Raw genomic sequence first — 22,683 nt, forward strand, 5'->3', positions numbered from 1 at the left:
CTCCACAATCGCCACTGCGCTCCCATACCCCGACTGCGGTCGGGGCTAACGGTGCCCGGCGCGTCGACCTCCGCGGGGGTGAGGCCCACGGTGGTTAGCTTCTCCCGGGCGACGGGTAACGGGACCTGCGGGCCGGCGTGTCGACGCCGCCGGCGTACGGCGTGGCCAGCGCTTTCAAGAGGACGTTTACTCGCCGGGGCGCCGGGAACCCGCCGGCTGTGCGACAGGACCAGGTGGAGCCGGATCAGCGCAGGTCAGCCCGGGTTTTTGCCGGCGCTGGCGAGGGCGCGTCCGGGCCCGTCCTGTTCGACGCGGTGCTGCTGGACCGGGACGGCACGCTGATCGAGGACGTGCCGTACAACGGCGATCCCGACAAGGTGCGGCCGGTGCCGGGGGCACGGGCCGCCCTGGACCGGTTGCGGGCGGCGGGCCTGCGGCTGGCGGTGGTGACGAACCAGTCCGGCCTGGCCCGGGGGCTGTTCACCGAGGCGCAGATGCGGGCGGTGCACGCCCGGGTCGAGCGGCTTCTGGGGCCGTTCGACGCCTGGCTGGTCTGTCCGCACGACGACGGCGACGGATGCGGGTGCCGCAAGCCGGCGCCGGGGCTGGTGCACGCCGCGGCGCGGGAGTTGGGCACCGTGCCGTCGCGGTGCGTGCTGGTCGGGGACATCGGCCGGGACATGACCGCGGCGTCGGCCGCGGGCGCCTCGGGGATCCTGGTGCCCACGCCGGTGACCCGCCCGCAGGAGGTGGCCGCCGCGCCGCAGCTCGCCCCCGACCTGCCGGCGGCGGTGGCGGAGATCCTGCGCCGCCAGGCGGCGGTCGACCCGGCGACCTACCGGCCCGCCGGTGGGCGGCGGGTGGGGACGGTGCTGGTGGTACGCGCCGACTCGGCGGGGGACGTGCTCGTCACCGGGCCCGCCATCCGCGCCGTCGCCGCCACCGCCGAACGGGTGGTGCTGCTCTGCGGGCCCCGGGGACGCGCCGCTGCGGAACTCCTGCCCGGCGTCGACGAGATCGTCGAACACCGGCTGCCGTGGATCGACCCCGCGCCCGACCCCGTCGACCCCGCCGACATGCGTCAGCTCGCCGACCGGCTGGCCGCCGTGAACGCCGACGAGGCGGTCGTCTTCACCAGCTTCCACCAGTCGCCCCTGCCCCTGGCCCTGCTGCTGCGCCTGGCCGGGGTCCGCCGCGTCAGCGCCATCAGCGACGACTACCCGGGCAGCCTGCTCGACGTCCGGCACCGCGTGCCGGCCGGCGTACCCGAACCGGAACGCGCGCTCTCGCTCGCCGCCGCCGCCGGCTTCGCCCTCGCCGACCACGACGGACCCGCCCTGCGCCTGCGCCCGGCGCCGGCGCCGCCGCCGGAGGTCGGCGAGCCGGGCTACGTGGTGCTGCACCCAGGCTCGGCGGCGCAGGCCCGGGGCTGCCCGCCGGAGCTTGCCGAGCGGGTCGCCCGGGCCCTGACGGCCGCCGGCCACCGGGTGGTGGTCACCGGCGGCCCCGACGAGCGGGAGCTGACCGCGCGGGTGGCCGGCGACGTCGCCGTCGACCTGGGCGGGCGGACCTCCCTCGCCGGGCTGGCCGCGACGGTCGCCGGCGCCGGCGCGGTCGTGGTCGGCAACACCGGCCCCGCCCACCTCGCCGCCGCCCATCAGGTGCCGGTGGTCAGCCTGTTCGCCCCCACGGTCCCGTTCGGGCAGTGGGGGCCGTGGCGGGTGCCCACGGTGCGGCTCGGCGACGCGGAGGCTCCCTGCCGGGACACCCGGGCCGCGCGTTGCCCGGTGCCCGGACATCCCTGCCTCGCCGGCGTCGAACCCGGGCAGGTCCTCGACGGGCTGCGGCTGCTCGGGGTGGCCCCACCGGTCCGGCCGGCGCCGCCCGTCGCCGGCCGGGGGAGCGGCGTGCCGGCGGGGGCGAGCACCGGCGGGAGCGGCTGATGAACCTGCTCCTGTGGCACGTGCACGGCTCCTGGACCACGTCGTTCGTGCACGGCAAGCACCGGTACCTGGTGCCCGTCACCCCGGACCGGGGCCCCTACGGCCTCGGCCGCGCCCGCACCTACCCGTGGCCCGACACGGCCGTCGAGGTGACCCCCGAGCAGTTGCGCACCGCCGACGTCGACCTGGTCGTCCTGCAACGCCCCGAGGAGATCGACCTCGCCGAGCAGTGGCTGGGCCGGCGGCCCGGCCGCGACGTCCCCGCCGTCTACGTCGAGCACAACACGCCCAAGGACGGCGACGTGCCCAACAGCCGGCACCCCATGGCCGACCGCGACGACCTGCTCATCGCCCACGTCACCGGGTTCAACGAGCTGTTCTGGGACACCGGCGCCACCCGCACGACGGTGGTCGACCACGGCATCGTCGCTCCCGCCGTGGAGTACACGGGCGAACTCGACCGGCTCGCCGTGGTGATCAACGAGCCGGTACGCCGCTGGCGGGTCACCGGCACCGACCTGCTGCCCCGCTTCGCGGAGATCGCCCCGCTGGACGTCTTCGGCATGAAGGTGGCCGGGCTGGCCGAGCACCTGGGCCTGCCGGCCGACCGGCTGACCAGCCACGACGACGTCCCCCAGCACCGGATGCACGCCGAGTTGGGGCGGCGGCGGGCGTACCTGCACCTGTGCCGGTGGACCTCGCTGGGGCTGAGCCTGATCGAGGCGATGTCCATCGGGATGCCGGTGGTCGCGCTGGCCGCCACCGAGGCGGCGATGGCGGTGCCACCCGGGGCGGGCGCGCTGTCCACCCGGCTCGACACCCTGCTCGACGCCGCCCGCCGGTTCATCGACGAGCCGGCGCAGGCGCGCCGGGCGGGGGCGCGGGCCCGCGTCGCCGCCCGGGACCGCTACGGCCTCGACCGTTTCCTCGCCGACTGGGACCGGCTGCTGGAGGAGGAAGTATGCGCATCGCGATGATCTCGGAGCACGCCAGCCCGCTCGCCATCCTGGGCGGCGAGGACGCCGGCGGTCAGAACACGCATGTCGCCGAGCTCTCCGCCGCCCTCGCGGCCGCCGGACACGACGTGCGGGTCTACACGCGCCGCGACGCGGTGGACCTGCCGGTCACCGTACGCAGCCCGGACGGCTACGACGTGGTGCACGTCCCGGCGGGGCCGGCCGAGCCGGTCGCCAAGGACGCCCTGCTGCCGCACATGAGGGAGTTCAGCCGCTGGCTGGTCGACCGGTGGCGGGGCGGCGACTGGACGCCCGAGGTGATCCACGCGCACTTCTGGATGAGCGGCCTCGCCGCGCTGGCCGCCGGCCGGCAGACCGGGGTGCCGGTCGTGCAGACGTACCACGCCCTGGGGGTGGTCAAGCGGCGGCACCAGGGCGTGCAGGACACCAGCCCGGCCCGCCGGATCGGCTACGAGCGGGAGCTGGGGCGGTCCGTCGACCGGGTCGTCGCCCAGTGCCGGGACGAGGTCGGCGAGCTGGTCCGGATGGGTGTGCCCCGGTCCCGGATGACGGTCGTGCCGTCCGGGGTCAACCTCGGCACGTTCGCCCCGCTCGGGCCGACCGCCGAGCGGGAGGACGACCGGCCACGGATCCTGACCGTCGGCCGCCTGGTCGAGCGCAAGGGCTTCCAGACCGTCGTGCGGGCCATGGCGTACGTGCCGGAGGCCGAGTGCGTGGTGGTCGGCGGCCCGCCCGCCGGCCTGCTGGAGACCGACCCGTACGCCCGCCGGCTGCGCGCCCTCGCGGTCAGCTGCGGGGTGGCCGACCGGGTGAAGCTGGTCGGCGCGGTGCCCCGCGAGGAGATGGGCCGCTGGTACCGCTCGGCCGACGTCCTGGTGGCCGCCCCCTGGTACGAGCCGTTCGGGCTCACCCCGCTGGAGGCGATGGCGTGCGGCGTGCCCGTGGTGGGCACCGCCGTCGGCGGGATCAAGGACACCGTGGTCGAGGGCGTCACCGGCGACCTGGTGCCGGCCCGGGACCCGCGTGCGCTGGGCGCCGCGATCCAGGGGCTGCTCGACGACCGGATCCGCCGCTTCGCGTACGCGACGGCGGCGCGGGAGCGGGCCCGGCGGCGGTACTCCTGGGCAGCGACCGCGGAGCGGCTGGTGGAGGTCTACGGCGACGTGGCGGCGGTCCGCCGGCCGACCCGGGTGGTGGCCTGATGGCGGCGACGACGCCGCTGGACGCGCACCTGACGAACCTGGCGGCGGCGCTGGTGCCCTTCCGGCGGCACGAGCCGCTGCTGGCCCGGTGGGGCCAGGTCCTGGCGCGTCGGCTGGTCGACGGCGGCCGGCTGCTGGTGGCCGGCAACGGCGGCAGCGCCGCCGAGGCCCAGCACCTCACCGCCGAACTCGTCGGGAAGCTGCGCGACGACCGCCAGCCCCTGTCCGCCATCGCGCTGCACGCGGAGACCTCCGCGATGACCGCCATCGGCAACGACTACGGCTACGACGAGGTCTTCGCCCGCCAGGTGCGCGCCCACGGCCGCGACGGCGACGTCCTGCTGCTGCTGTCGACCAGCGGCACCAGCGCCAACCTGCTCGCCGCGGCCCGGGCCGGCCGCGACAGCGGGCTCACCTGCTGGGCCCTGACCGGACCCGCCCCCAACCCCCTGGCGGAGCTGTGCCACGACGTCCTCGCCGTCGGCTCGCCCGACAGCCAGGTCGTCCAGGAACTCCACCTCGTGACCAGCCACCTCCTCTGCGAGTACGTCGAGCGGGCGCTGCCGGTGGCGCCCGCCGCGCCCGTACGGACCGGGGTCGAGGTGGTGCTCGACGGCGGTGCAGGTCAGCAGGTCCAGGCGTGATGAGGGGGGAAGCGTGAGGGGACCCGTCGTGGTGGTTGGTGACACTCTGCTGGACCGGGACGTCGAGGGGGTGGTGAACCGGCTCTGCCCGGACTCGCCGGTGCCGGTGCTGGACGAGACCGCGCACGTCGACCGGCCCGGCGGCGCCGGGCTGGCCGCGGTCTTCGCCGCCGCGCAGGGCGCCGACGTGGTGCTGGTGACCGCGTTGGCGGACGACGCGGGGGGCGCCCGGCTCAGCTCGCTGCTCACCGACGCCGGCGTGCAGGTGTATCCCCTCGGGCTGCACGGCGGCACGCCGGAGAAGGTCCGGCTGCGCGCCCGGGGCCGGGTGCTGCTGCGCCACGACCGGGGCGGGGCGGCCGGTACGCCGGGGGAACCGTCCGAGGAGGTGCTGCGGGTGATCGCCCGCGCCTCCGCCGTGCTGGTCAGCGACTACGGGCGGGGCGTCGCCCGGCAGCCCGCGCTGCGGGCGGCCCTCGCCGCCACCCGGGCGCCGGTGGTCTGGGACCCGCACCCGCGGGGACCGGCGGCCGTGCCGGGGGTGCACCTCGTGACCCCCAACGAGTCCGAGGTGCGGGAGCTGGTCACGGTTGCGCCGGGGGCGACCCGGCTGGCGGCGGCGTCCCGGGGCGCGCAGGGGCTGCGCCAGCGCTGGCGCGCGGGCGCGGTCGCGGTGACCCTGGGCGGGGACGGCGCGCTGCTCTGCCACGCCGGCGCGACCCCGATGGTGGTGCCCGCCCCGGCCGCCGCCGAGGGGGACACCTGCGGCGCCGGTGACCGGTTCGCGGCCACCGCGAGCCTCGCCCTGGCGCGGGGCGCGCTGGTCTCGGAGGCGGTGCAGGAGGCGGTCGCCGAGGCGTCGGCGTACGTGGCCGGCGGGGGAGTGGCGACGGCGCTGCCGCGCCCGGCGCGTCCGCTGCCGCCGGCGGTCTCCAGTCCCGGCGGCGAGCGCGTCGGGGTGGCCGCCGTGGCCGGCGTGGTGTCGGCGGTACGCGCGTCCGGCGGGACGGTGGTGGCCACCGGCGGCTGCTTCGACCTGCTGCACGCCGGGCACGTGGCGACGTTGCAGGCCGCCCGGCAGCTCGGCGACTGCCTGGTGGTCTGCCTCAACTCCGACGCGAGCGTGTCGGGGCTGAAGGGCCCGGACCGGCCGGTGATTCCGCAGGGCGACCGGGCCCGGCTGCTCGCGGCGCTGAGTTGCGTCGACGCGGTCATGATCTTCGACGAGGCCACCCCGCACGCGGCGCTGTCGTGGCTGCGGCCGGACGTCTGGGTGAAGGGCGGCGACTACGCCGGCGACGGTGGCGAGCCCGCACTGCCCGAGGCGGAGGTGCTGCGCCGGTGGGGCGGCAACGCCGTCGTGGTGCCGTACCTGGACGGCCGCTCCACCACCGGGCTGATCGCCGCCGCCCGGTCGACCGGCGCCGCCGGCGCGGCCCGTCCGCTCGGCGGGCCGTCGCTCACCGACTCCGTGCCGCCGGCCTGTGCGCCGCCACCCGGCCCCGCCCCCGGCGGCTCGTCGACACGGCCCGGCGGTTCGTCGCCGCGGCCCGGCGGCGAGCAGGAACGGACGCGGGCCGGCCGGCCCGTCCTCGGTCGGCGGAGCAGGGCGGAGGGCACCCGATGAGCGGGGGGCCGCCCGGCGCGGGACGGACCGTGCTGGTCACCGGCGGGTCGAGCGGCCTGGGCGCCGCCGTGGTCGCGGCCGTGGCCCGGGCCGGCGGACGGCCGCTGGTGCTGGACCGGCAGGCGCCCGCCGACGGGGTGCCGTGGGTGGAGTGCGACCTGGCCGACACCCGCGCCGCCGAGGCCGCCACCCGGCAGCTCGCCGAGCGGTCGGGCGGGCTGGACGCGGTGGTCACGGCGGCGGGGATGGACGTGCCGGGGAAGCTGGCGGACGTGCCCGGCGAGACCTGGGACCGGATCGTGGCCGTGGACCTGCTCGGCACGGCGGCCGTGGTGCGGGCCGCCCTGCCCTTCCTGGAGACCTCCCGGGGGAGCATCGTCACCGTCGCCTCCACGCTGGGGGTCAAGGCCGTCGCCGACGCGACCGCGTACTGCGCCGCGAAGTTCGGGGTCGTCGGCTTCACCCGGGCCCTCGCCGCCGAACTCGCCGGCAGGGTCGGCGTCACCCTCCTCGTGCCCGGCGGCATGCGCACGGCCTTCTTCGACGACCGCGACGCCGCGTACAAGCCCGATGCCGACGCCGTCCTCAACGACCCCGTCGACACCGCCGCCGCCGTCATGTTCGCGCTGTCCCAGCCCGCCGGCTGCGCCGTCCGCGAGATGGTGGTCTGCGCCGACCGGGAAACCTCCTACCCGTGATCCTCGCCCTGCGCGCCCTCGGCGTCGGCGACCTCGCCACCGCCGCGCCGGCCCTGCGCGCCCTGCGCGCCGCCCATCCCGACCGGGAGCTCGTCCTCGCCGCACCGGGCTGGCTGGCGCCGCTGGTCGACCTGGTCGGCGGCGTCGACCGGCTGGTGCCCACGGACGGGCTCGGTCGTCCCGACCCGGCCCTGCGCACGCCGCACCTCGCGGTCAACCTGCACGGGCGTGGCCCCGAGTCCCACCGGATGCTCGCCGGCACCCGCCCCGGCCGGCTGCTCGCCTACGCCAACCGGGAGGCCGGTCACCACGACGGCCCCGGCTGGCGCGCCGACGAACACGAGGTCGACCGCTGGTGCCGGCTCCTCGACTGGTACGGCATCCCCGCCGACCGCGCCGACCTGGACCTGCGGCGCCCGGCCCCCGGCGGCGTGCCGAGCGGCGTGACCGTGCTGCACCCGGGCTCCAAGGTCCCGGCGAAGCGGTGGCCGCCCGGACGGTTCGCCGCGCTGGCCCGGGAACTGGCCGCCCGGGGGCACCGGGTGGTGCTGACCGGCAGCCCCGACGAGCGGGCGACGGCGCAGTGGATCGCGGACGGCGCGGGGCTGCCCGCCGACGCGGTGCTGGCCGGCCGGACGGACCTGGGCGCGCTGGCGGCGCTGGTGGCGTACGCCCGGCTGGTGGTCAGCGGGGACACGGGCGTGGCGCACCTGGCGACCGGCTACCGCACCGCGTCGGTGGTGCTCTTCGGCCCGGTCTCCCCGGCCCGGTGGGGGCCGCCGCCGGGCCGGCCCCGGCACCGTGCGCTGTGGGCGGGCGCGGGGGAATGGCCCAGGTGGAACGGGGTAGGAAGCCATCCGACGTTGGCGGCCATCGGAGTCGACGAGGTGGTGGCCGCCGTGGCCGAGGTGGAACGGGCGGTGCGGGTCTCCGGTGCGGTTGCGGCGTAGTGATCCGGGCAGGCCGGGGTACGGGCGACGTCGGCGCGGTCGGGGCTGGCTCTTCCTCGACCCCTCCGGGCAGCCGGTGCGCGACCCCGACCAGCTGGGCCGGCTGCGCGAGCTGGTGATCCCACCGGCCTGGCGCGACGTGTGGATCTGTCCGTACCCGAACGGGCACATCCAGGCCACCGGCATCGACGCGGCCGGGCGCAAGCAGTACCTCTACCACCCGAAGTGGCGCGAGAAGCGCGACGAGGCCAAGTTCGACCACGTGCTGGAGGTGGCCCGGCGGCTGCCGGTGCTGCGCGAGCGCGTCGGGCGGGACCTGTCCGGCCGGGGGCTGCACCGCGACCGGGTGCTGGCGACGGTGACCCGGCTGCTCGACATGGGGATGTTCCGGGTCGGCAGCGACCAGTACGCGGCCGGCGACGACCCCACGTTCGGGGTGTCCACCCTGCGCCCCGAGCACGCCCGGTCCCGGGGCGGCTGCGTGGTGTTCGAGTTCCCCGCGAAGGGCGGCATCGAGCAGGTGCGCCGCATCGAGGACCCGGAGCTGTGCCGGGTGCTGGTCAACCTGCGCCGCCGGCGGCGCACGGCCGACCGGCTGTTCGGCTACCGGGACGGCGGGGACTGGCGCGACGTGCGCAGCGACGAGGTCAACGAGTACCTGCGCGACGCCAGCGGCGGGGAGATGACGGCGAAGGACTTCCGCACCTGGCATGCCACGGTGCTGGCGGCGACCGAACTGGCGACGGTGGGCACGCCGCGCTCGACCACCGCCCGCAGGAGGGCGGTCGCGGCGGTGATGCGCGACGTCGCGGAGCTGCTCGGCAACACCGCCACCGTGGCACGCACGTCCTACGTCGACCCGCGCGTGGTCGACCTCTTCCACGACGGCGTGGTGGCCCCGGTCGACCCCGCGACGCCCCGCGAGAAGGCCGAGCGGATCGTGCTCGAACTGCTCGAGGACGCCTGAGGCGTCCCGGCTCGTCCATCATCGGCGAGGGGCGGGTGGTCACCGGGCGGCCGCCCGCCGCCCACGTGGGCGGCGGGCGCCTCGCCACGGCCCCCGTTGGCGGTCCGACCCCACGGCGCCGTGGCAGGGGGATCGGCTGCCTCGGACGTCAGTCTGCCTCGGCCGGGTTGACCGTGGACGCCACCGGGTTGACTTCCCGTGCCGCTTCCTCCGGCTGCCCGGCCCGCCAGGCCTGCGGCCCGACGCCGTGCGCCTTGCGGAAGACCCGGCTGAAGTGCGCCTTGTCGGGGAAGCCCCAGCGGGCCCCGATCGCCTGGACCGGCTGGCCGCGCAGACCCGGGTCGGCGAGGTCGTGCCGGCACCGCGCCAGCCGCAGCTCGCGGATGTACGACGCGACCGTCGACTCCTCGGCCTCGAAGAGCCGGTGCAGGGTACGCAGCGAGACGTGGTGCGCGTCCGCCACCACCTGCGGGCTGAGCGTCGCGTCCCCGAGATGCCGTTGGATGTACGCCCGCACCTGGGTGACGAGGGCGCGCCGGCGGACCTCGTTCGGCACGGCGTCCTCGGCCGCCAGGTGCCGGCCGAGCATGGTGGACGCCAGGTCGAGCCCGACGGCGCCGAGCCGGGCGGCGTCGCCGGCGTGGTACTGCTCCGGATGGCGGGCGATCTGGAGGAGGAACTGGGTCAGCAGCGCGCCGATCCCCTCGGTGCCGGACATCCGGCCGACGAACAGGGGCGCCAGCCGGTCCGGCGGCAGCGGCAGCGCGGCGTGCGGGATGATCGCCACGACGGAGCGGGCCGGCTCGCGGCCGTCGTCGTCGCCGAGGTGCCGGACCCCGTGCGGCCGCGACCCGTCGTAGAAGATGAGTTCCTTCGGCCCCAGCACGCTGCTCCGGCCGGCCTGGCTGGCCGCGCCGTCGCCGTCGATGGTGAGCGCGAGCGTGTAGATCTCGGGGGCCGACTCGCGCGCCAGCTTGGGCGTCCGGACGCCCTCCAGCGACGGGTACCGGTAGTTGATCACCCGGATCGGGCCGAGTTCCACGATCTCCACCCGGGCGGCGAAGTCGTGCGCGTGTTCGCTGTGGATCCGCAGCGGCGCCGCCGCGCGCGCCACCGCGTCCAGCCACATCTCGAAGCGGTCGGCCGCCGGCACCTGCTCGGTGTCGACGGTGGTCCGCCGAAGCATTCGCTTCCCCCCGTCCTCGCGCCGGTCCGATGGCCATTGTCCACCGTGGCCGCTCCGCCCGCCCGGGACGCCTTCCGTGCCCCGGTCGGCGGCGCCGGTCGCGCCGGCCGGGGCCGGCTCAGTCCGTGGCCGTCCGGCTGCGGATCAGCGCCTCGACGCCGTCGAGGATCCGGTCGAGGCCGAACTGCCACTCCGCCTCGAACTCCTCGTCCTCCGCGCCGTCGACGTTCTCCGCCAGCAGTTCCCGGATCGCGGGGTAGGGGCCGTGCCGGGTCAACCGGGCGAGCTGGTGCCAGTACCGCGCGCCGACGTCGTCCGGGTCGAGCTGCTCGCGCGCCGCCGCCTCGTCGAGGTCGGCCGTGAGCGTGGCCCAGTTCCGGGCGTACCCGCTGACCAGCATGATCGTCGACAGTCGCTCGGCGGCGCGCAGGCCGGTGCCGCGTAGGGCGGCCAGCCCCTGCTCCATCCAGCGCACCTGGTTGGGGCCCAACGGGGGGCCGCCGATGGGCACCTGCCGGATCCAGGGGTGGCGGTGGATCGCCGTCACGTTGCCCAGCGCCCAGCGGGCGAGGGCCGGCCGCCAGCCCTCGTCCGGGCCGCGTGGCGCGGGCGGGTCCCCGTACGCGGCGTCGGCCATGAGGTCCAAGAGGTCGCCCTTGGCGGAGACGTAGCGGTAGAGCGACATGGTGGCCACGCCCAGCTCGCCGGCCACCCGGCTCATCGACACCGCGGGCAGCCCGTCGGCCTCGGCCACCCGGATGCCGGCGGCCACCACCTGCTCCATGGTGAGGCTGCGCCGCGGTCCCCTGCCGGGCCGTTCCCGCAGGCCCCAGGCGAGCTCGATGCTCTCCGGCAGCTCGACGTCGGCGTCGCTCATCCTCACCCCCCGGTGCGCGGTGTTGACCGCCATCCTAGCTTCTGCGTATGGTGCACGCAGAACAGCGTATGACGTACACAGAACACGGAGGGTGACGAGTGGTAGGGACAGCAGCCGCGGCGGTGGAGACCGTCGACCTACGCAAGTCCTACGGCGGGGTGGCGGTGCTCGACGGCCTGACGATGCGGGTCGCCCGGGGCAGCGTGCACGCCCTGCTCGGCCCCAACGGGGCGGGCAAGACCACGACCGTGCGGATCCTGGCCACGCTCACCGCGCCCGACGGGGGCGTGGCCCGGGTGGACGGCCACGACGTGGTCCGCGACCGGGGCCGGGTCCGGCGGGCGATCAGCCTCGCCGGCCAGCACGCGGCGCTCGACGACCAGCAGACGGGCACGGAGAACCTGCACATGATGGCCCGGCTGGCCGGGCTGGCCCCGGCCGCCGCCCGACGGCGCGCCACGGACCTGCTGGAGCGCTTCGACCTGGTCGCGGCCGGCGGGCGGCGGGTGGTGACCTACTCCGGCGGGATGCGCCGTCGCCTCGACCTCGCGGCCAGCCTGGTCGGCGAGCCGAGCGTGATCTTCCTCGACGAGCCGACCACCGGCCTCGACCCGCGCAGCCGGCAGGGGCTGTGGGAGGTGGTCGCCGAGCTGGCCGGCGCCGGGGTGACCGTGCTGCTCACCACCCAGTACCTCGAGGAGGCCGACCGGCTCGCCGACCGGATCGGGGTGCTGCACGGGGGCCGGCTGGCCGCCGAGGGAAGCGCGGGCGACCTCAAGCGCCGCTTCGGCGCCCACCGGCTGGAGCTGACGCTGCGCGACGCGGAGAGCTTCGCCGCGGCGGCGCACCGCCTCGGTGACCGGGTCATGCGACGCGACCCGGCCCGGCTGGAGCTGGCGGTCGCCACCGACGGCGGCGCGCCGGAGGTCCGTCACCTGCTCGACGAGGTCGACCCCGACCGGCGGGGGCTCGCCCGGTTCACCGTCCGCGAGGCGACCCTGGACGACGTCTTCCTCACCCTCACCGGCGACCCGGTGCCCGTCCGGCGGGAGGCGGCCGGTGTCTGAGCTGACCCTGCGGCCGACCCGCGCCGGCGAGGCCCTCGTCATGGTGGCGCGCTGCGTACGGCTGTCCCGGCGCAACGTCGACGCGCTGCTCACGTCGCTGCTGCTGCCGGTGCTGCTGATGCTGCTCTTCGTCTACCTGTTCGGCGGCGCGATCGACACCGGCACCCGGTACGTCACCTACGTCGTGCCCGGCGTCCTGCTGCTCTGCGCCGGCTTCGGCGCGGCGGGCACGGCCGTCAGCGTCACCACCGACCTGACCAACGGGATCGTCGAGCGGTTCCGCACGATGGACGTCGGCGCCACCGCGATCCTCGGCGGTCACGTCGCCGCCAGCGTCGCCCGCAACACCGTCTCCACCGTGCTGGTGCTGGCCGTCGCCGTCGCCATCGGCTTCCGCCCGGCCGTCGCGCCGCTGCGCTGGCTGGCCGCCTTCGGGGTGCTGCTGCTCTTCCTGTTCGCCGTGTCGTGGCTGTCGGCGGCGTTCGGCCTGCTGGCCCGCACCCCGGAGGCCGCCAACGGCTTCACCTTCCTGGTGATGTTCCTGCCGTACCCGAGCAGCGCGTTCGTGCCGGTGGAGACGATGCCGGGCTGGCTGCGCGGCTTCGCCGACCACCAGCCGGTCACGCCCGTCATCGAGACGCTGCGGGCCCTGCTGCTGGGCACCCCGACGGGCACCGCCCCGGCCCTCGCGGTGGCCTGGTGCCTCGGCATCCTGGCCGTCTCGGTGCTGCTGGCCGCCGCGCTGTTCCGCCGCCGGGTGGCCTGAGGGCCAGCCGGGTGGCCTGACCGCCACGGGCCGACCGCGCCCGCCGCCACCGGCCACCGTCACGCGCGGTCACCCGCGCCGGAACGCGCGACGGCGGCACCGGACCTCGTCCGGTGCCGCCGTGGTCGTCGGCGCGTCAGTCGTTGAGCACCTGGGAGAGCCGGTCGCGGAAGCGCCGCTCCGAGTCGCTGACGACGTCCCCGCCGAGGCCCAGGATGCCGCCGCTGGAGGCGGCGCCCACCACCTGCTCGGCGATGTCCACCAGCCAGTGCTTGTAGGCGCCGGCCTCGCCCTCGTCCGTCCGGGCGGCCAGCAGCACCGCCGCCTCCCTGGCCCGGCCCAGCACGTCCTCCAGGTAGGCGCCCGGGTCGGACGGCGCGATGACCGGCATCTCCTCGCCGGCCTCCGGGTCGCCCACCCGCGAGACGATCTCGCCGGCCACGGCCGCGACCAGCGGACTGGCCGACTCCCGGCCGGCGGCGATGGTCTGCAACCCGGCCGCGTTCTCGGCCATGGTGCGCCGGGTGCCGTCGGACTCGGCGGCACTCGCCGCGGTCAGCACCGACTGCGGTAGGCCGACCAGCAGCCCCCACTCCTCGTCGGAGAAGCCGAATCCGGTGTACGCCGGCTGCTCGATCACGGCAACGCCCCTTTCCGCACTGATGTCGCTCGTCGTCCACGGCCCCGCCAGCGGTGCCCGGCTCAGGCTAGTCGAGGGTCAGCAGGCCCTGTTCGGACACCACGCTGACGGACAGCGTCTTGTACCCCACCTCGTCGAAGAGAACCGTCATCCGATCCTCCTCGTAGCTGAGCACCAGGCCGTGACCCCACTCCGGGTGCCGGACCTGGCTGTGCACGGGGAACGGCCCGACCGCGCCGTCGTCCGGGGTGCTGGTGCCGGCGTGGCAGTTGTCGCAGTGCCCGCAGACCTGGGTCATCTGCTCACCGAAGTAGGCCAGCAGCGTCTGCCCCCGGCAGGCGGTGGTCTCGGCGAAGGCCCGCATCATGTCCGTACGCGATCGGGTCACGGTCTGCTGCCGCTCGGCCTCGGCCAGGGCCGCCGCGGCGGCGTCCACCGGCGCGGGGGAGTAGCGGGGCGCGCCGATGCGCTGCCTCGCCCTCGGCTCGGCCGCGCCCACTTGCTCCAGCAGGGCGAGGTACTGGCCGAGCTTGCGCGGCCCGAGGCCGGTGACCTCGCGCAGCTCCTTCTTGGTCCGGGCCTTCTTGCGCAGCAGCGCGGACAGGTCGCGCAGCTCGTCGGCGTCCGGCAGGCCGCCGCTGAAGAAGCGCTGGAGCCCGACGTCCTCGGCCTGCCACAGCAGCAGCACCCGGGCCGGGGCCCCGTCCCGGCCGGCCCGCCCGATCTCCTGGAAGTAGCTGTCGGGCGAGTCCGGCAGCGCCATGTGGACCACCCAGGCGATGTTCGGCTTGTCGATGCCCATGCCGAAGGCGGAGGTGGCCACCATGATCGGTACCTGGTCGGCGAGGAACGCCTCGTGCAGCTCGGCGCGGGCCCCGGCCGCCATCCCGCCGTGGTAGTACTGCGCCGGGAAGCCGGCGTCGGTGAGCCGGGCCGCCAGCTCCTCGGCGGAGCGCCGGGTGGGCACGTAGATGATGCCGGGCCGGGTGTCGTCGCGCAGCAGCGCGATCAGCCGCCGCCACCGGTAGTCCTCGGTCGGGCAGTGCGCCACCTCGAGGAACAGGTTCGGCCGGTCCAGCCCGGAGACCACCACCTCGGGCTCGGTCAGCCGCAGCCGGGCGATGATGTCGTCGCGTACGGGCGGGGAGGCGGTGGCGGTCAGCGCCACCACGGGCGGCCGGCCGATGCCGTCGATGAGGTGGCCCAGCGCCAGGTAGTCGGGGCGGAAGTCGTGCCCCCAGGCGGAGATGCAGTGCGCCTCGTCGATCGCCACCAGCGCCGGCTTCAGCGACTTCACCTCGGCCATCCGGTCGGGGTTGGCGAGCTGCTCCGGGGTGATGAAGAGGAACTCCGCTCGCCCGTCGCGGATCTCGGCGATCGCCTCCGCCTGCTGGGCCGCCGTCTCGTTCGAGCTGATCCGCACCGCGCGCAGCTCCGGTCGCTGCCGCTCGTTGAGCGCCGCGATCTGGTCCTGCTGGAGGGCGAGCAGCGGGGAGATCACCACGGTCGGGCCGGGGATCAGGCTGGCCGGGATTTGGTAGATCGCCGACTTGCCGGCGCCGGTGGGCAGCACCACCAGAGCGTCGCGGCGCTTCATCACCGCCCGCATGGCGGCCAACTGGTGGGGCCGCAGCGCCGTCCAGCCGAAGAGGCTCTTGGCCGCGCGGCGCAGTGTCGTGGAGTGCGTGGACAGTTTCATCGAGGGCCGGAGGTACCCGCCGTGATCAGCGGCGAAACCGCCCGGCCCGGGTGACGCTGGCGACCCGGCGCGCCTGGTCGCCGAGGGGCGGCAGAGGCGCGGCCCGGCTCCGGCTCCCTGGCCACGGCTCCTCCATCCCCGGTCGTCCGGGCGCGGCCACATCGGCACACCGGCCGGGTACGAGCGGCTGCTCCGTGCGGTCGGCCCGCGCCGAGCCCGGGCAGCCCCACCGGCGGGGTGCCCGGGGCCGGCGCGGTCAGCGCACGCGGGGGAACACCTCGCGCTGGTAGAGGTCGAGCAGGCCCTGCCAGTTCGGGCCGGTGTTGGCCACGTAGACCTCGTCGAAGCCCGCCTTGGCGTACTCCTCGATCTTCGCCAGGTGCGCGTCGGTGTCCCGCCCGCAGACGAACGCGTCCTTCATCGTCTCCGGGCGGACCAGCTCGGCGGCCTGCTCGAAGTGCCGCGGGGAGGGCAGCACCTGGGACAGCTCGCCCGGCACCCCGGCGTTCGGCCAGCGCTCGTACGCGATCCGCATGCCCTCCTCCTCGCTGGGCGCGTACGCCGCTTTGAAGCCGGCCTGGCACGGCTTGCCGCCGCCGCCGCCCTCCCGGAACCGCCGGACCAGCTCGGCGTCGGGCGAGGTGTTGACGAAGCCGTCGCCGATGCGGGCCGCCAGGTCGACGGCCTTGGGGCCGAAGCCCGAGACGTAGACCGGCGGGGGAGTGTCCGGCAGCGTGTAGATCCGCGCGTGCTCGACGGTGTAGTGCTTGCCGTGGTGGTTGACGAAGCCGCCGCGCCACAGCTCGCGCATCACCTCGACGGCCTCCTCCAGCATCTCCAGCCGGACGTCGGTCTGCGGCCAGGCGTCGCCGAGGATGTGCTCGTTGAGCGCCTCGCCGCTGCCCACCCCGAGCACGAACCGACCGGAGTGCATGACCGCGCTGGTGGCCGCCGCCTGCGCCACGACGGCCGGGTGGATGCGCACGGTCGGGCAGGTGACGGCGGTGGTGACCGGGAGCTGGCAGACCTGGCTGAGCGCGCCGATCACCGACCAGACGAAGGGGCTCTGCCCCTGCGCGTCTGTCCACGGGTGGTAGTGGTCGGAGATCCACAGCGCCTCGAAGCCGGCCCGCTCCGCGCCGCGCGCCTGCTCCAGCAGCTCGGCCGGCGTGTACTCCTCGGTGGACAGAAAGTAGCCGATCCTCATCGTTCCCCCTCGCCGTGTCGTTACCGGGTCAACGAGGCAGGCGGTACCCCGGTGGCCGCCGTCGAACCGCGGGCGGCGGCGGGCGGCGCGCTCAGCGCCGGAACATCGCGCGGATCGCGGCGAGCAGCAGCAGGGCGCCGACGACCAGGCCGAGCAGGCGTACGCCGGGGATGTCGGCCGGGCTCGTCGCGTCGGCCAGCAGCAGGGGATCCATCCCCGAACTGTCCCCAGCGCCGGCCCGGAGGGCAACTGTAAGGTTTATTGACTATTTCTTCGCGCGGTGTGACCATGTCAGCACCGCCGCTGGTGGCGGGCCGCCGGGCGCGGAGAAGACGGGGGTACGACGACCGCATGAGCGAGCGACACATCAGCCACCACGCGGGCGGGCCGGCGTGAGCGGGCGCACCGAGCCGACCACGGGACGCCGGGGGGTGGCGCCCCGCGCCGCCGCGCACCGGGCGGGGGTGCCGGCGTGAGCGCCGCCGGGGGAAGCCTGGCCGCCCTGGCCGCCGCCGTCCTGCAGCCGGGGTTCGTCGGCACCACGCCGCCGCCCTGGATCTGCCGCTGGCTCGGCGAGGGCCTCGGCTCCGTGGTGCTCTTCGCCCGCAACGTGGTCCACCCGGAGCAGGTGGCCGCCCTCACCGCCACCCTGCGCGCCGAGCGCCCCGACGTCGTCGTCGCCATCGACGAGGAGGCCGGCGACGTGACCCGGATCGAGTCCGCCCGGGGCAGCTCGCGGCCCGGCAACTTCGCCCTCGGCGCGGTGGACGACCCGGCCCTGACCGAGGAGGTCGCCCACGACCTGGGCGCCGACCTCGCCGCCCTGGGGATCACCCTCAACTATGCCCCCGACGCCGACGTCAACTCCAACGCGGCCAACCCGGTCATCGGCGTACGCGCCTTCGGCGCCGAGCCGGCGCTGGTCGCCCGGCACACCGCCGCCTGGGTGCGTGGCCTCCAGGCGGGCGGGGTCGCCGCCTGCGCCAAGCACTTCCCCGGGCACGGCGACACCAAGGTCGACTCGCACCACGACCTGCCCTGGATCACCGCCGACCGGGCCCGCCTCGACGCCGTGGAGCTGGCCCCGTTCCGGGCCGCCGTGGCCGCTGGCGTGCAGGCGGTGATGACCGGCCACCTGCTGGTGCCGGCGCTGGACCCGGAGCTGCCGGCCACCCTCAGCGGCCGGATCCTGGGCGGGCTGCTCCGCGACGAGCTGGGCTTCTCCGGAGTCGTGGTCACCGACGCGGTGGAGATGCGGGCGGTCGCCGACCGGTACGGCTTCGCGGGCGCGGCGGTGCGCGCCCTCGCCGCCGGCGCCGACGCGATCTGCGTGGGCGGGGAGCGCGCCGACGAGGGATCGGCCCGGCTGCTGCGGGACGCCATCGTCGCCGCGGTCGTCGCCGGCGACCTGCCCGAGGAACGCCTCACCGAGGCGGCCAAGCGGGTGGGTCAGCTCGCCGAATGGACCGTGGCCGCGCGGGCCGACCGGCCGCCCCGACCCCGCCCGACCGCCGCCGGCTCGGCCGTCGGGCTGGCCGCCGCCCGCCGGGCGCTGCGGGTCACCACCGCGCCCGCCGGCGTCGGCGCGCTGCCGCTGACCGGTCCCGCGCACGTGGTCGAGTTCGAGCCGCCGCGCAACATCGCGATCGGTCCGGAGACGCCGTGGGGCCTCGCCGCCCCGCTGGCCGACCTGCTCGCCGGCACCACCACCGTCCGCTACGCCGAGGCCGACGTGCCCGCCGACCCGACCGCCGGGGCGGCCGGTCGGTGCGTGGTGCTGGTGGTGCGCGACCTGCACCGGCACGACTGGATGCGGGCGTCGGTGACCCGCGCGCTGGCCGCCCGGCCGGACGCGGTCGTGGTCGAGCTGGGCGTGCCCGAGCTGGTCACCGGCGCGGTCCACGTCGCCACCCACGGCGCCACCCGGGCCGCCGCCCACGCCGCCGCCGGGCTGCTGGCGGGTCGCTGACCGCCCGGCGCCCCCGCGCTACGGCTCGGGGGTGACCAGGTCGGCGTACTCGGGGTGGCGGTCGATGAAGGCCGCCATGAACGGGCAGCGCGGCACCACCGTCGTGCCGCGCTCGCGGAGCTGGTCGAGGGTGCCCCGCACCAGGGCCGCGCCGACGCCCATGTTCTGGAACCGCGATCCGACCTCGGTGTGGGTGAAGACCAGCACCTCGCCGCGCGGCAGGTACGCGGTGAAGCCGGCCAGCGCGTCGTCGACCAGGATCTCGAACCGGTGCTTGGCGGGATTGTCCTCGACCAGGGTGCTCACCCGGCCATTCTGCCCCCGCCACCGGTGAGCCGGTCCAGTTCGCCGAGCAACCGGTCCACCTCGTCGACGGTGTTGTAGTGGTAGAGGCTGGCGCGCACCGCCCCGCCGCTGTCCCGCAGCCCCATGGCCTGGAAGTACTCGTAGGCGTAGTAGTCGCCGGCGGAGAGGCAGAGGCCGGCCGCGCCCAGTTCCTCCTGGGTCCGCTGCGGGGAGAGCCCGGCCAGCCGGAAGGACACCGTCGGGCAGCGCCGGGCGGGGGAGCCCAGCACCGTGACCCCGCGCAGCGCGGCCAGCCCGGCGAGCAGCCGGTCCAGCAGCGACTCCTCGTGCGCCTGCGCGGCGGCCAGCCCGGCGAGCAGCCGCTCGCGCCGGCTGCCGGAGGCGCTCGGGTCCAGCCCGGCCAGGTGGTCCACGGCGGCGGCCACGCCGGCCAGCAGGGGGAAGCTCGGGGTGCCGTACTCGAAGCGGTCCGGCACCGCGTCGGAGGAGGGCAGCAGCTTCGCCGGGCGCAGCCGCTCCCACGTCGCCGGGGCGGCCACCATTGCGGCCAGATGCGGGCCCGACCACTTGTACGCGCTGGTGACCAGGAAGTCGGCGCCCAGCGCGGCGACGTCGGTGGGGCCGTGCGGCACCGAGTGCACCCCGTCGACGCAGACCAGCGCGCCGGCGGCGTGCGCGGTCGCGGCGATCGCCGCCACGTCCGGGACGGTGCCGGTCGCGTTGCTGCCGGCGGTCACCGCGACCAGCCGGGTCCGCTCGCCGACCAGCTCCGCGTAGCGGGCCGCCGGCAGCTCCGCGGTGTCCCGGTCGAACTCGGCCCAGCGCACCGTCGCGCCGGCCGCCTCGGCGGCCTGCACCCAGGGGCGTACGTTCGCGTCGTGGTCCAACCGGGAGACCACGACCTCGTCGCCGGGGCGCCACCCGGCGCCCAGGGTCCGGGCCAGGGTGTACGTCAGCGCGGTCGCGCTCGGGCCCAGCACCACCCCGTCGGGCTCCGCGCCGAGCAGGTCGGCCACGGCCGTACGGGCGGCGGCCACCATCTCCAGCGACCGCCGGCCGGGCGCGAAGGCCGCGCTGCGGTTGCCCACCGCCGCGCGCATGGCGGCGGTGACCGCGTCGATCACCGGGCCGGCGGTCTGCGTGCCCCCGGCGCCGTCGAGGTGGACGAAGCCCTCGGCGAGGGCGGGGTAGGTGGCCCGGGTGCGGGCGATGTCGAACGGCATGCCCGGGACCCTAACCCCGCCGCGGGCGCCCCACCTGGGCGGATGATCACGCGCTGCCGGAGTGGCCGGCGTCTCGTACCCTTGGCGGGGTGACGAACCGACGTGTTCCCTCCCCGCTGACCCCCACCCGCCGGGCCGCCGGCCTGCTGGCCGGCCTGGCGCTCGGCGTCGCCGTGCTCGCCGGTTGCAGCTCCGAGGGCGCCAGCACCGACTGCGGCCTGGACGCCTGCACGGTCACGTTCGACCGGGGCGTGGACGCCAGCGCCACGATCCTCGGCGTGGAGGCCAAGCTGATCGGCGCGCAGGGCGACCAGGTGACCGTGGAGGTCGCCGGAGAGCAGTTGTCGCTGACGACGGGCCAGCAGGCCACCGAGGTCGGCGGCTTCGCCGTGACGCTGGACAGCGTCACCGACCAGGAGGTCAAGATCAGGGTGTCGAGGAACCCGGGCAACTGACCCGGCCGGGGCGGCGGTGGCCGACGTTTGGAAATCTTCGTATTCGGTGATTGTGGCGCCATGTCACTCACCCGGAACGCCGAAGCCACCGCCTCCCGCACGGCGAACAGCAGGTGGCTCGAACTGTTGGCCAGAGTCGGCTTCATCGGCTACGGCATCGTGCACCTCCTGTTCGCCTGGCTGGCGTTGCAGATCGCGTTCGGCAAGCCCGGCGACGACGGCGACCAGTCCGGCGCGCTACGCACCATCGCCGCCCAGCCGCTGGGCAAGTTCCTCGTCGTCACGATCGCGGTCGGCCTGCTCGCCATGGCGATCTGGCAGGCCCTGGAGGCGGCCGTCGGGCACCGCGCCGAGCGCGGCAAGGAGCGGGTCTGGGAGCGGCTCGCCTCGCTGGGGCGGACCATCGTCTACCTCTACTTCGCCTGGACGGCCTTCAAGGTCTTCAAGGACGCCAGGTCCAACAGCGCCGACCAGCAGGAGGCGCTGACCGGCAGGGCCATGGAGTCCTCCGGCGGCCGCTGGCTGGTCGGCCTGGCCGGGCTCGTCCTCGCCGCGATCGGCGTCGGCCTGGTGATCTACGGGCTGATCAAGCGCTTCGAGAAGCACCTCAAGACCGGTGAGATGAGCCCGAAGACGCGCCAGCTCACCCGCCGGCTGGGCATCGCCGGCTATGTCGCCAAGGGCGTCGCGTACGGCATCTCCGGCCTGCTGATCATCCTGGCCGCCGTGAACTACGACCCGGAGAAGGCCCGCGGCCTGGACGCGGCCCTGCGTACGCTGCGTGACCAGTCGTACGGCCAGGTGCTGCTCACCCTGGTGGCGCTCGGTATCGCCGCGTTCGGCCTGTTCTGCTTCCTCCAGTCCCGGTATCGCAAGGTCTGAGCCTGGTCGATTCCGGTGTCGCCGGGCACCATTGGGCCTTTGCCCGAAGCACGTGCCCGGTGCCAGGAGGAGGAAAGAACCTGTGCAGAGCTACCTCGGGACGATCGTCGCCACGCTCGCCGCGGCGGCGATCGCCCTGTTCGCGGTCGAGGTCGCGCACCGCGTGATCCGGCGGGTCGGTCGGCGCTCCCTGCTGTTGACCGAGCTCACCGACCACGCACACCGGTCGATCCAGGTCGCCGCCACGGTCGTCGCCGTCCAGTTCGCCGTGCGGTTCAGCACCGGCTACGCGGTCGGCGACCAGTGGCGGCAGGTGCTGCTGCACCTGCTGGTGCTCGCCGTGATCGCCAGCGTCGCCTGGCTGGTCGCCTCGCTGCTCGTCGTGGCGGAGGACACCGCACTGGCCCGGTTCCGGGTGGACGTGCCGGACAACCGGCACGCGCGGCGGGTGCGGACCCAGGTGGTCATGCTGCGCCGGTTGACGATCGCGGTGATCGTCGTGCTGGCGGTCGGCGTGATGCTGATGACCTTCCCCGCCGTACGCGGCATCGGCGCCGGCGTGCTGACCAGCGCCGGTGTGGTCGGTGTGGTCGCCGCGCTGGCCGCGCAGAGCCTGCTGGGCAACGTCTTCGCCGGCCTCCAGCTCGCCTTCAGCGACGCGGTCCGCCTCGACGACGTGGTGGTGGTCGAGGGGGAGTGGGGCCGCATCGAGGAGCTGACGCTCAGCTACGTGGTCGTGCAGATCTGGGACGACCGGCGGCTGATCCTGCCCACCTCGTACTTCACCACCAAGCCGTTCCAGAACTGGACCCGGACCGAGGCGGCGGTGCTGGGCACCGCCGAGTTCGACCTCGACTGGGCGATCCCGGTGCAGGCGATGCGGGAGGAGCTGCGCCGTCTGGTGGAGGGCACCGACCTGTGGGACGGGCGGGTCTGCGTGCTCCAGGTGACCGACGCGACGGGCGGAACGGTCAAGGTGCGCGCCCTGGTGAGCGCCGCCGACGCCGGCAGCCTCTGGGACCTGCGCTGCCTGGTCCGCGAGCAGTTGGTGGCCTGGATCCGGGACCACCGGCCGACCGCCATGCCCCGGATGCGTACCGAGGTCGGGGACGCGGAGAGCAACCTGGCGTGGCAGTGGGTACGACCCCGCCGGCCGGTGCGTCGCCTCACCGACGCCGAGATGCCCGACGACGCCCGGGTCTTCGGCGGCAGCGACGACGGCGACGCCCGCAGCGAGGCCTTCATCGGCCCCGACGAACCCGCCGAGTCCCGCCGCTGACCCCACCCCACCCCCCACCCCCCACCCCCCCCCCCACCCCGGGGCCGCTGAAGGAGTTGTGGTGGGCGGTGGGCCGGCGCTTCCCCGTTTGTGGGGGGGCCCAACTGCCAGTTGGACGC

The 22,683-nt window shown here is 75.7% G+C and carries 21 protein-coding genes and 1 pseudogene; 14 read left to right on the top strand and 8 right to left on the bottom strand.

Going from position 1 to position 22,683, the window contains the following annotated elements; genetic code table 11:
- Positions 1–314 precede the first annotated feature (314 nt).
- From AB0G08_RS19805 to AB0G08_RS19840, 8 genes and pseudogenes are all read left to right on the top strand, one after another.
- Positions 315–1,943, top strand: coding sequence for an HAD-IIIA family hydrolase (locus AB0G08_RS19805; protein ID WP_358089810.1), 1,629 nt, complete (start codon positions 315–317; stop codon positions 1,941–1,943).
- Positions 1,943–2,920: a glycosyltransferase gene (locus tag AB0G08_RS19810; RefSeq protein ID WP_358089813.1), complete on the top strand. Its 978-nt coding sequence runs from the start codon at positions 1,943–1,945 to the stop codon at positions 2,918–2,920. The genes AB0G08_RS19805 and AB0G08_RS19810 overlap by 1 nt, the downstream gene beginning before the upstream one ends.
- Positions 2,905–4,122 (top strand): glycosyltransferase, encoded by a 1,218-nt coding sequence (locus AB0G08_RS19815; RefSeq protein ID WP_358089816.1) that lies wholly within the window; start codon positions 2,905–2,907, stop codon positions 4,120–4,122. Before AB0G08_RS19810 ends, AB0G08_RS19815 begins: the two co-directional genes overlap by 16 nt.
- Positions 4,119–4,766, top strand: coding sequence for an SIS domain-containing protein (locus AB0G08_RS19820; protein ID WP_358089865.1), 648 nt, complete (start codon positions 4,119–4,121; stop codon positions 4,764–4,766). Before AB0G08_RS19815 ends, AB0G08_RS19820 begins: the two co-directional genes overlap by 4 nt.
- A gap of 13 nt (positions 4,767–4,779) precedes the next feature.
- A pseudogene (locus AB0G08_RS19825) lies at positions 4,780–6,177 on the top strand (PfkB family carbohydrate kinase); the annotation flags it as partial.
- 212 nt (positions 6,178–6,389) lie between these two features.
- Positions 6,390–7,091: an SDR family oxidoreductase gene (locus tag AB0G08_RS19830; RefSeq protein WP_358089819.1), complete on the top strand. Its 702-nt coding sequence runs from the start codon at positions 6,390–6,392 to the stop codon at positions 7,089–7,091.
- The gene (locus AB0G08_RS19835) at positions 7,088–8,041 is read left to right on the top strand and encodes a glycosyltransferase family 9 protein (RefSeq protein WP_358089821.1); all 954 of its coding nucleotides are present in this window, start codon (positions 7,088–7,090) and stop codon (positions 8,039–8,041) included. Before AB0G08_RS19830 ends, AB0G08_RS19835 begins: the two co-directional genes overlap by 4 nt.
- On the top strand, positions 8,025–9,008 hold the full coding sequence (locus AB0G08_RS19840) for a DNA topoisomerase IB (RefSeq protein WP_358089824.1): 984 nt from the start codon (positions 8,025–8,027) through the stop codon (positions 9,006–9,008). Before AB0G08_RS19835 ends, AB0G08_RS19840 begins: the two co-directional genes overlap by 17 nt.
- A 148-nt stretch (positions 9,009–9,156) precedes the next feature.
- Here the strand turns inward: AB0G08_RS19840 and AB0G08_RS19845 are convergent, their stop codons facing one another.
- Together AB0G08_RS19845 and AB0G08_RS19850 are read right to left on the bottom strand one after the other, a co-directional pair.
- The gene (locus AB0G08_RS19845) at positions 9,157–10,194 is read right to left on the bottom strand and encodes a helix-turn-helix domain-containing protein (RefSeq protein ID WP_358089827.1); all 1,038 of its coding nucleotides are present in this window, start codon (positions 10,192–10,194) and stop codon (positions 9,157–9,159) included.
- 118 nt (positions 10,195–10,312) lie between these two features.
- A complete protein-coding gene (locus AB0G08_RS19850; protein ID WP_358089830.1) occupies positions 10,313–11,104 on the bottom strand; it encodes a TetR/AcrR family transcriptional regulator C-terminal domain-containing protein in 792 nt (263 codons plus the stop codon).
- A 65-nt stretch (positions 11,105–11,169) separates the two neighbouring features.
- Here AB0G08_RS19850 and AB0G08_RS19855 point away from each other — a divergent pair, with 65 nt between their 5' ends.
- Positions 11,170–12,138 carry an ATP-binding cassette domain-containing protein gene (locus tag AB0G08_RS19855; RefSeq protein WP_358089833.1) on the top strand — a complete coding sequence of 323 codons (969 nt, stop codon included), beginning with the start codon at positions 11,170–11,172 and terminating at the stop codon, positions 12,136–12,138.
- A complete protein-coding gene (locus AB0G08_RS19860; RefSeq protein ID WP_358089835.1) occupies positions 12,131–12,904 on the top strand; it encodes an ABC transporter permease in 774 nt (257 codons plus the stop codon). Before AB0G08_RS19855 ends, AB0G08_RS19860 begins: the two co-directional genes overlap by 8 nt.
- A 136-nt stretch (positions 12,905–13,040) precedes the next feature.
- On the opposite strand, the gene AB0G08_RS19865 is transcribed toward AB0G08_RS19860, so the two are convergent.
- The 4 genes from AB0G08_RS19865 to AB0G08_RS19880 all read right to left on the bottom strand — a co-directional run bounded on the left by AB0G08_RS19865 (position 13,041) and on the right by AB0G08_RS19880 (position 16,664).
- Positions 13,041–13,544 (bottom strand): hypothetical protein, encoded by a 504-nt coding sequence (locus AB0G08_RS19865; protein ID WP_358089838.1) that lies wholly within the window; start codon positions 13,542–13,544, stop codon positions 13,041–13,043.
- Positions 13,545–13,611: 67 nt separating this feature from the next.
- The gene (locus tag AB0G08_RS19870; RefSeq protein WP_358089841.1) at positions 13,612–15,243 is read right to left on the bottom strand and encodes a RecQ family ATP-dependent DNA helicase; all 1,632 of its coding nucleotides are present in this window, start codon (positions 15,241–15,243) and stop codon (positions 13,612–13,614) included.
- 256 nt (positions 15,244–15,499) lie between these two features.
- The gene (locus AB0G08_RS19875; RefSeq protein WP_358089844.1) at positions 15,500–16,450 is read right to left on the bottom strand and encodes a TIGR03557 family F420-dependent LLM class oxidoreductase; all 951 of its coding nucleotides are present in this window, start codon (positions 16,448–16,450) and stop codon (positions 15,500–15,502) included.
- A gap of 91 nt (positions 16,451–16,541) precedes the next feature.
- Positions 16,542–16,664, bottom strand: a complete 123-nt coding sequence (locus AB0G08_RS19880; RefSeq protein WP_358089846.1) for a hypothetical protein — start codon at positions 16,662–16,664, stop codon at positions 16,542–16,544.
- Between the two features lie 258 nt (positions 16,665–16,922).
- On the opposite strand from AB0G08_RS19880, the gene AB0G08_RS19885 reads away from it, so the two are divergent.
- Positions 16,923–18,419 carry a glycoside hydrolase family 3 N-terminal domain-containing protein gene (locus tag AB0G08_RS19885; protein WP_358089848.1) on the top strand — a complete coding sequence of 499 codons (1,497 nt, stop codon included), beginning with the start codon at positions 16,923–16,925 and terminating at the stop codon, positions 18,417–18,419.
- Between the two features lie 18 nt (positions 18,420–18,437).
- Here the strand turns inward: AB0G08_RS19885 and AB0G08_RS19890 are convergent, their stop codons facing one another.
- Both AB0G08_RS19890 and AB0G08_RS19895 read right to left on the bottom strand, forming a co-directional pair.
- Entirely contained in the window at positions 18,438–18,725 is a 288-nt protein-coding gene (locus AB0G08_RS19890) for a GNAT family N-acetyltransferase (protein WP_358089850.1), read from the bottom strand.
- Complete coding sequence (locus AB0G08_RS19895) at positions 18,722–19,948, bottom strand: cysteine desulfurase-like protein (protein ID WP_358089853.1); 1,227 nt, start codon at positions 19,946–19,948, stop codon at positions 18,722–18,724. Before AB0G08_RS19895 ends, AB0G08_RS19890 begins: the two co-directional genes overlap by 4 nt.
- An 89-nt stretch (positions 19,949–20,037) precedes the next feature.
- On the opposite strand from AB0G08_RS19895, the gene AB0G08_RS19900 reads away from it, so the two are divergent.
- The 3 genes from AB0G08_RS19900 to AB0G08_RS19910 all read left to right on the top strand — a co-directional run bounded on the left by AB0G08_RS19900 (position 20,038) and on the right by AB0G08_RS19910 (position 22,564).
- On the top strand, positions 20,038–20,403 hold the full coding sequence (locus tag AB0G08_RS19900) for a hypothetical protein (RefSeq protein ID WP_357876999.1): 366 nt from the start codon (positions 20,038–20,040) through the stop codon (positions 20,401–20,403).
- Positions 20,404–20,463: 60 nt separating this feature from the next.
- Complete coding sequence (locus AB0G08_RS19905; RefSeq protein ID WP_358089855.1) at positions 20,464–21,285, top strand: DUF1206 domain-containing protein; 822 nt, start codon at positions 20,464–20,466, stop codon at positions 21,283–21,285.
- 82 nt (positions 21,286–21,367) lie between these two features.
- Positions 21,368–22,564, top strand: a complete 1,197-nt coding sequence (locus AB0G08_RS19910) for a mechanosensitive ion channel domain-containing protein (RefSeq protein ID WP_358089858.1) — start codon at positions 21,368–21,370, stop codon at positions 22,562–22,564.
- The last annotated feature ends 119 nt before the right edge of the window (positions 22,565–22,683 follow it).

It is taken from the genome of Micromonospora sp. NPDC023644, assembly GCF_040640115.1.
Lineage (GTDB): Bacteria > Actinomycetota > Actinomycetes > Mycobacteriales > Micromonosporaceae > Micromonospora.

Bases quoted from the DNA above. Each gene is read 5' to 3' on its own strand.
- AB0G08_RS19895 (WP_358089853.1), bottom strand. From the start codon at position 19,948: ATGCCGTTCGACATCGCCCGCACCCGGGCCACCTACCCCGCCCTCGCC.
- AB0G08_RS19870 (WP_358089841.1), bottom strand. From the start codon at position 15,243: ATGAAACTGTCCACGCACTCCACGACACTGCGCCGCGCGGCCAAGAGC.
- AB0G08_RS19845 (WP_358089827.1), bottom strand. From the start codon at position 10,194: ATGCTTCGGCGGACCACCGTCGACACCGAGCAGGTGCCGGCGGCCGAC.
- AB0G08_RS19815 (WP_358089816.1), top strand. From the start codon at position 2,905: ATGCGCATCGCGATGATCTCGGAGCACGCCAGCCCGCTCGCCATCCTG.
- AB0G08_RS19830 (WP_358089819.1), top strand. From the start codon at position 6,390: ATGAGCGGGGGGCCGCCCGGCGCGGGACGGACCGTGCTGGTCACCGGC.
- AB0G08_RS19880 (WP_358089846.1), bottom strand. From the start codon at position 16,664: ATGGATCCCCTGCTGCTGGCCGACGCGACGAGCCCGGCCGACATCCCC.
- AB0G08_RS19905 (WP_358089855.1), top strand. From the start codon at position 20,464: ATGTCACTCACCCGGAACGCCGAAGCCACCGCCTCCCGCACGGCGAAC.
- AB0G08_RS19810 (WP_358089813.1), top strand. From the start codon at position 1,943: ATGAACCTGCTCCTGTGGCACGTGCACGGCTCCTGGACCACGTCGTTC.
- AB0G08_RS19850 (WP_358089830.1), bottom strand. From the start codon at position 11,104: ATGGCGGTCAACACCGCGCACCGGGGGGTGAGGATGAGCGACGCCGAC.
- AB0G08_RS19875 (WP_358089844.1), bottom strand. From the start codon at position 16,450: ATGAGGATCGGCTACTTTCTGTCCACCGAGGAGTACACGCCGGCCGAG.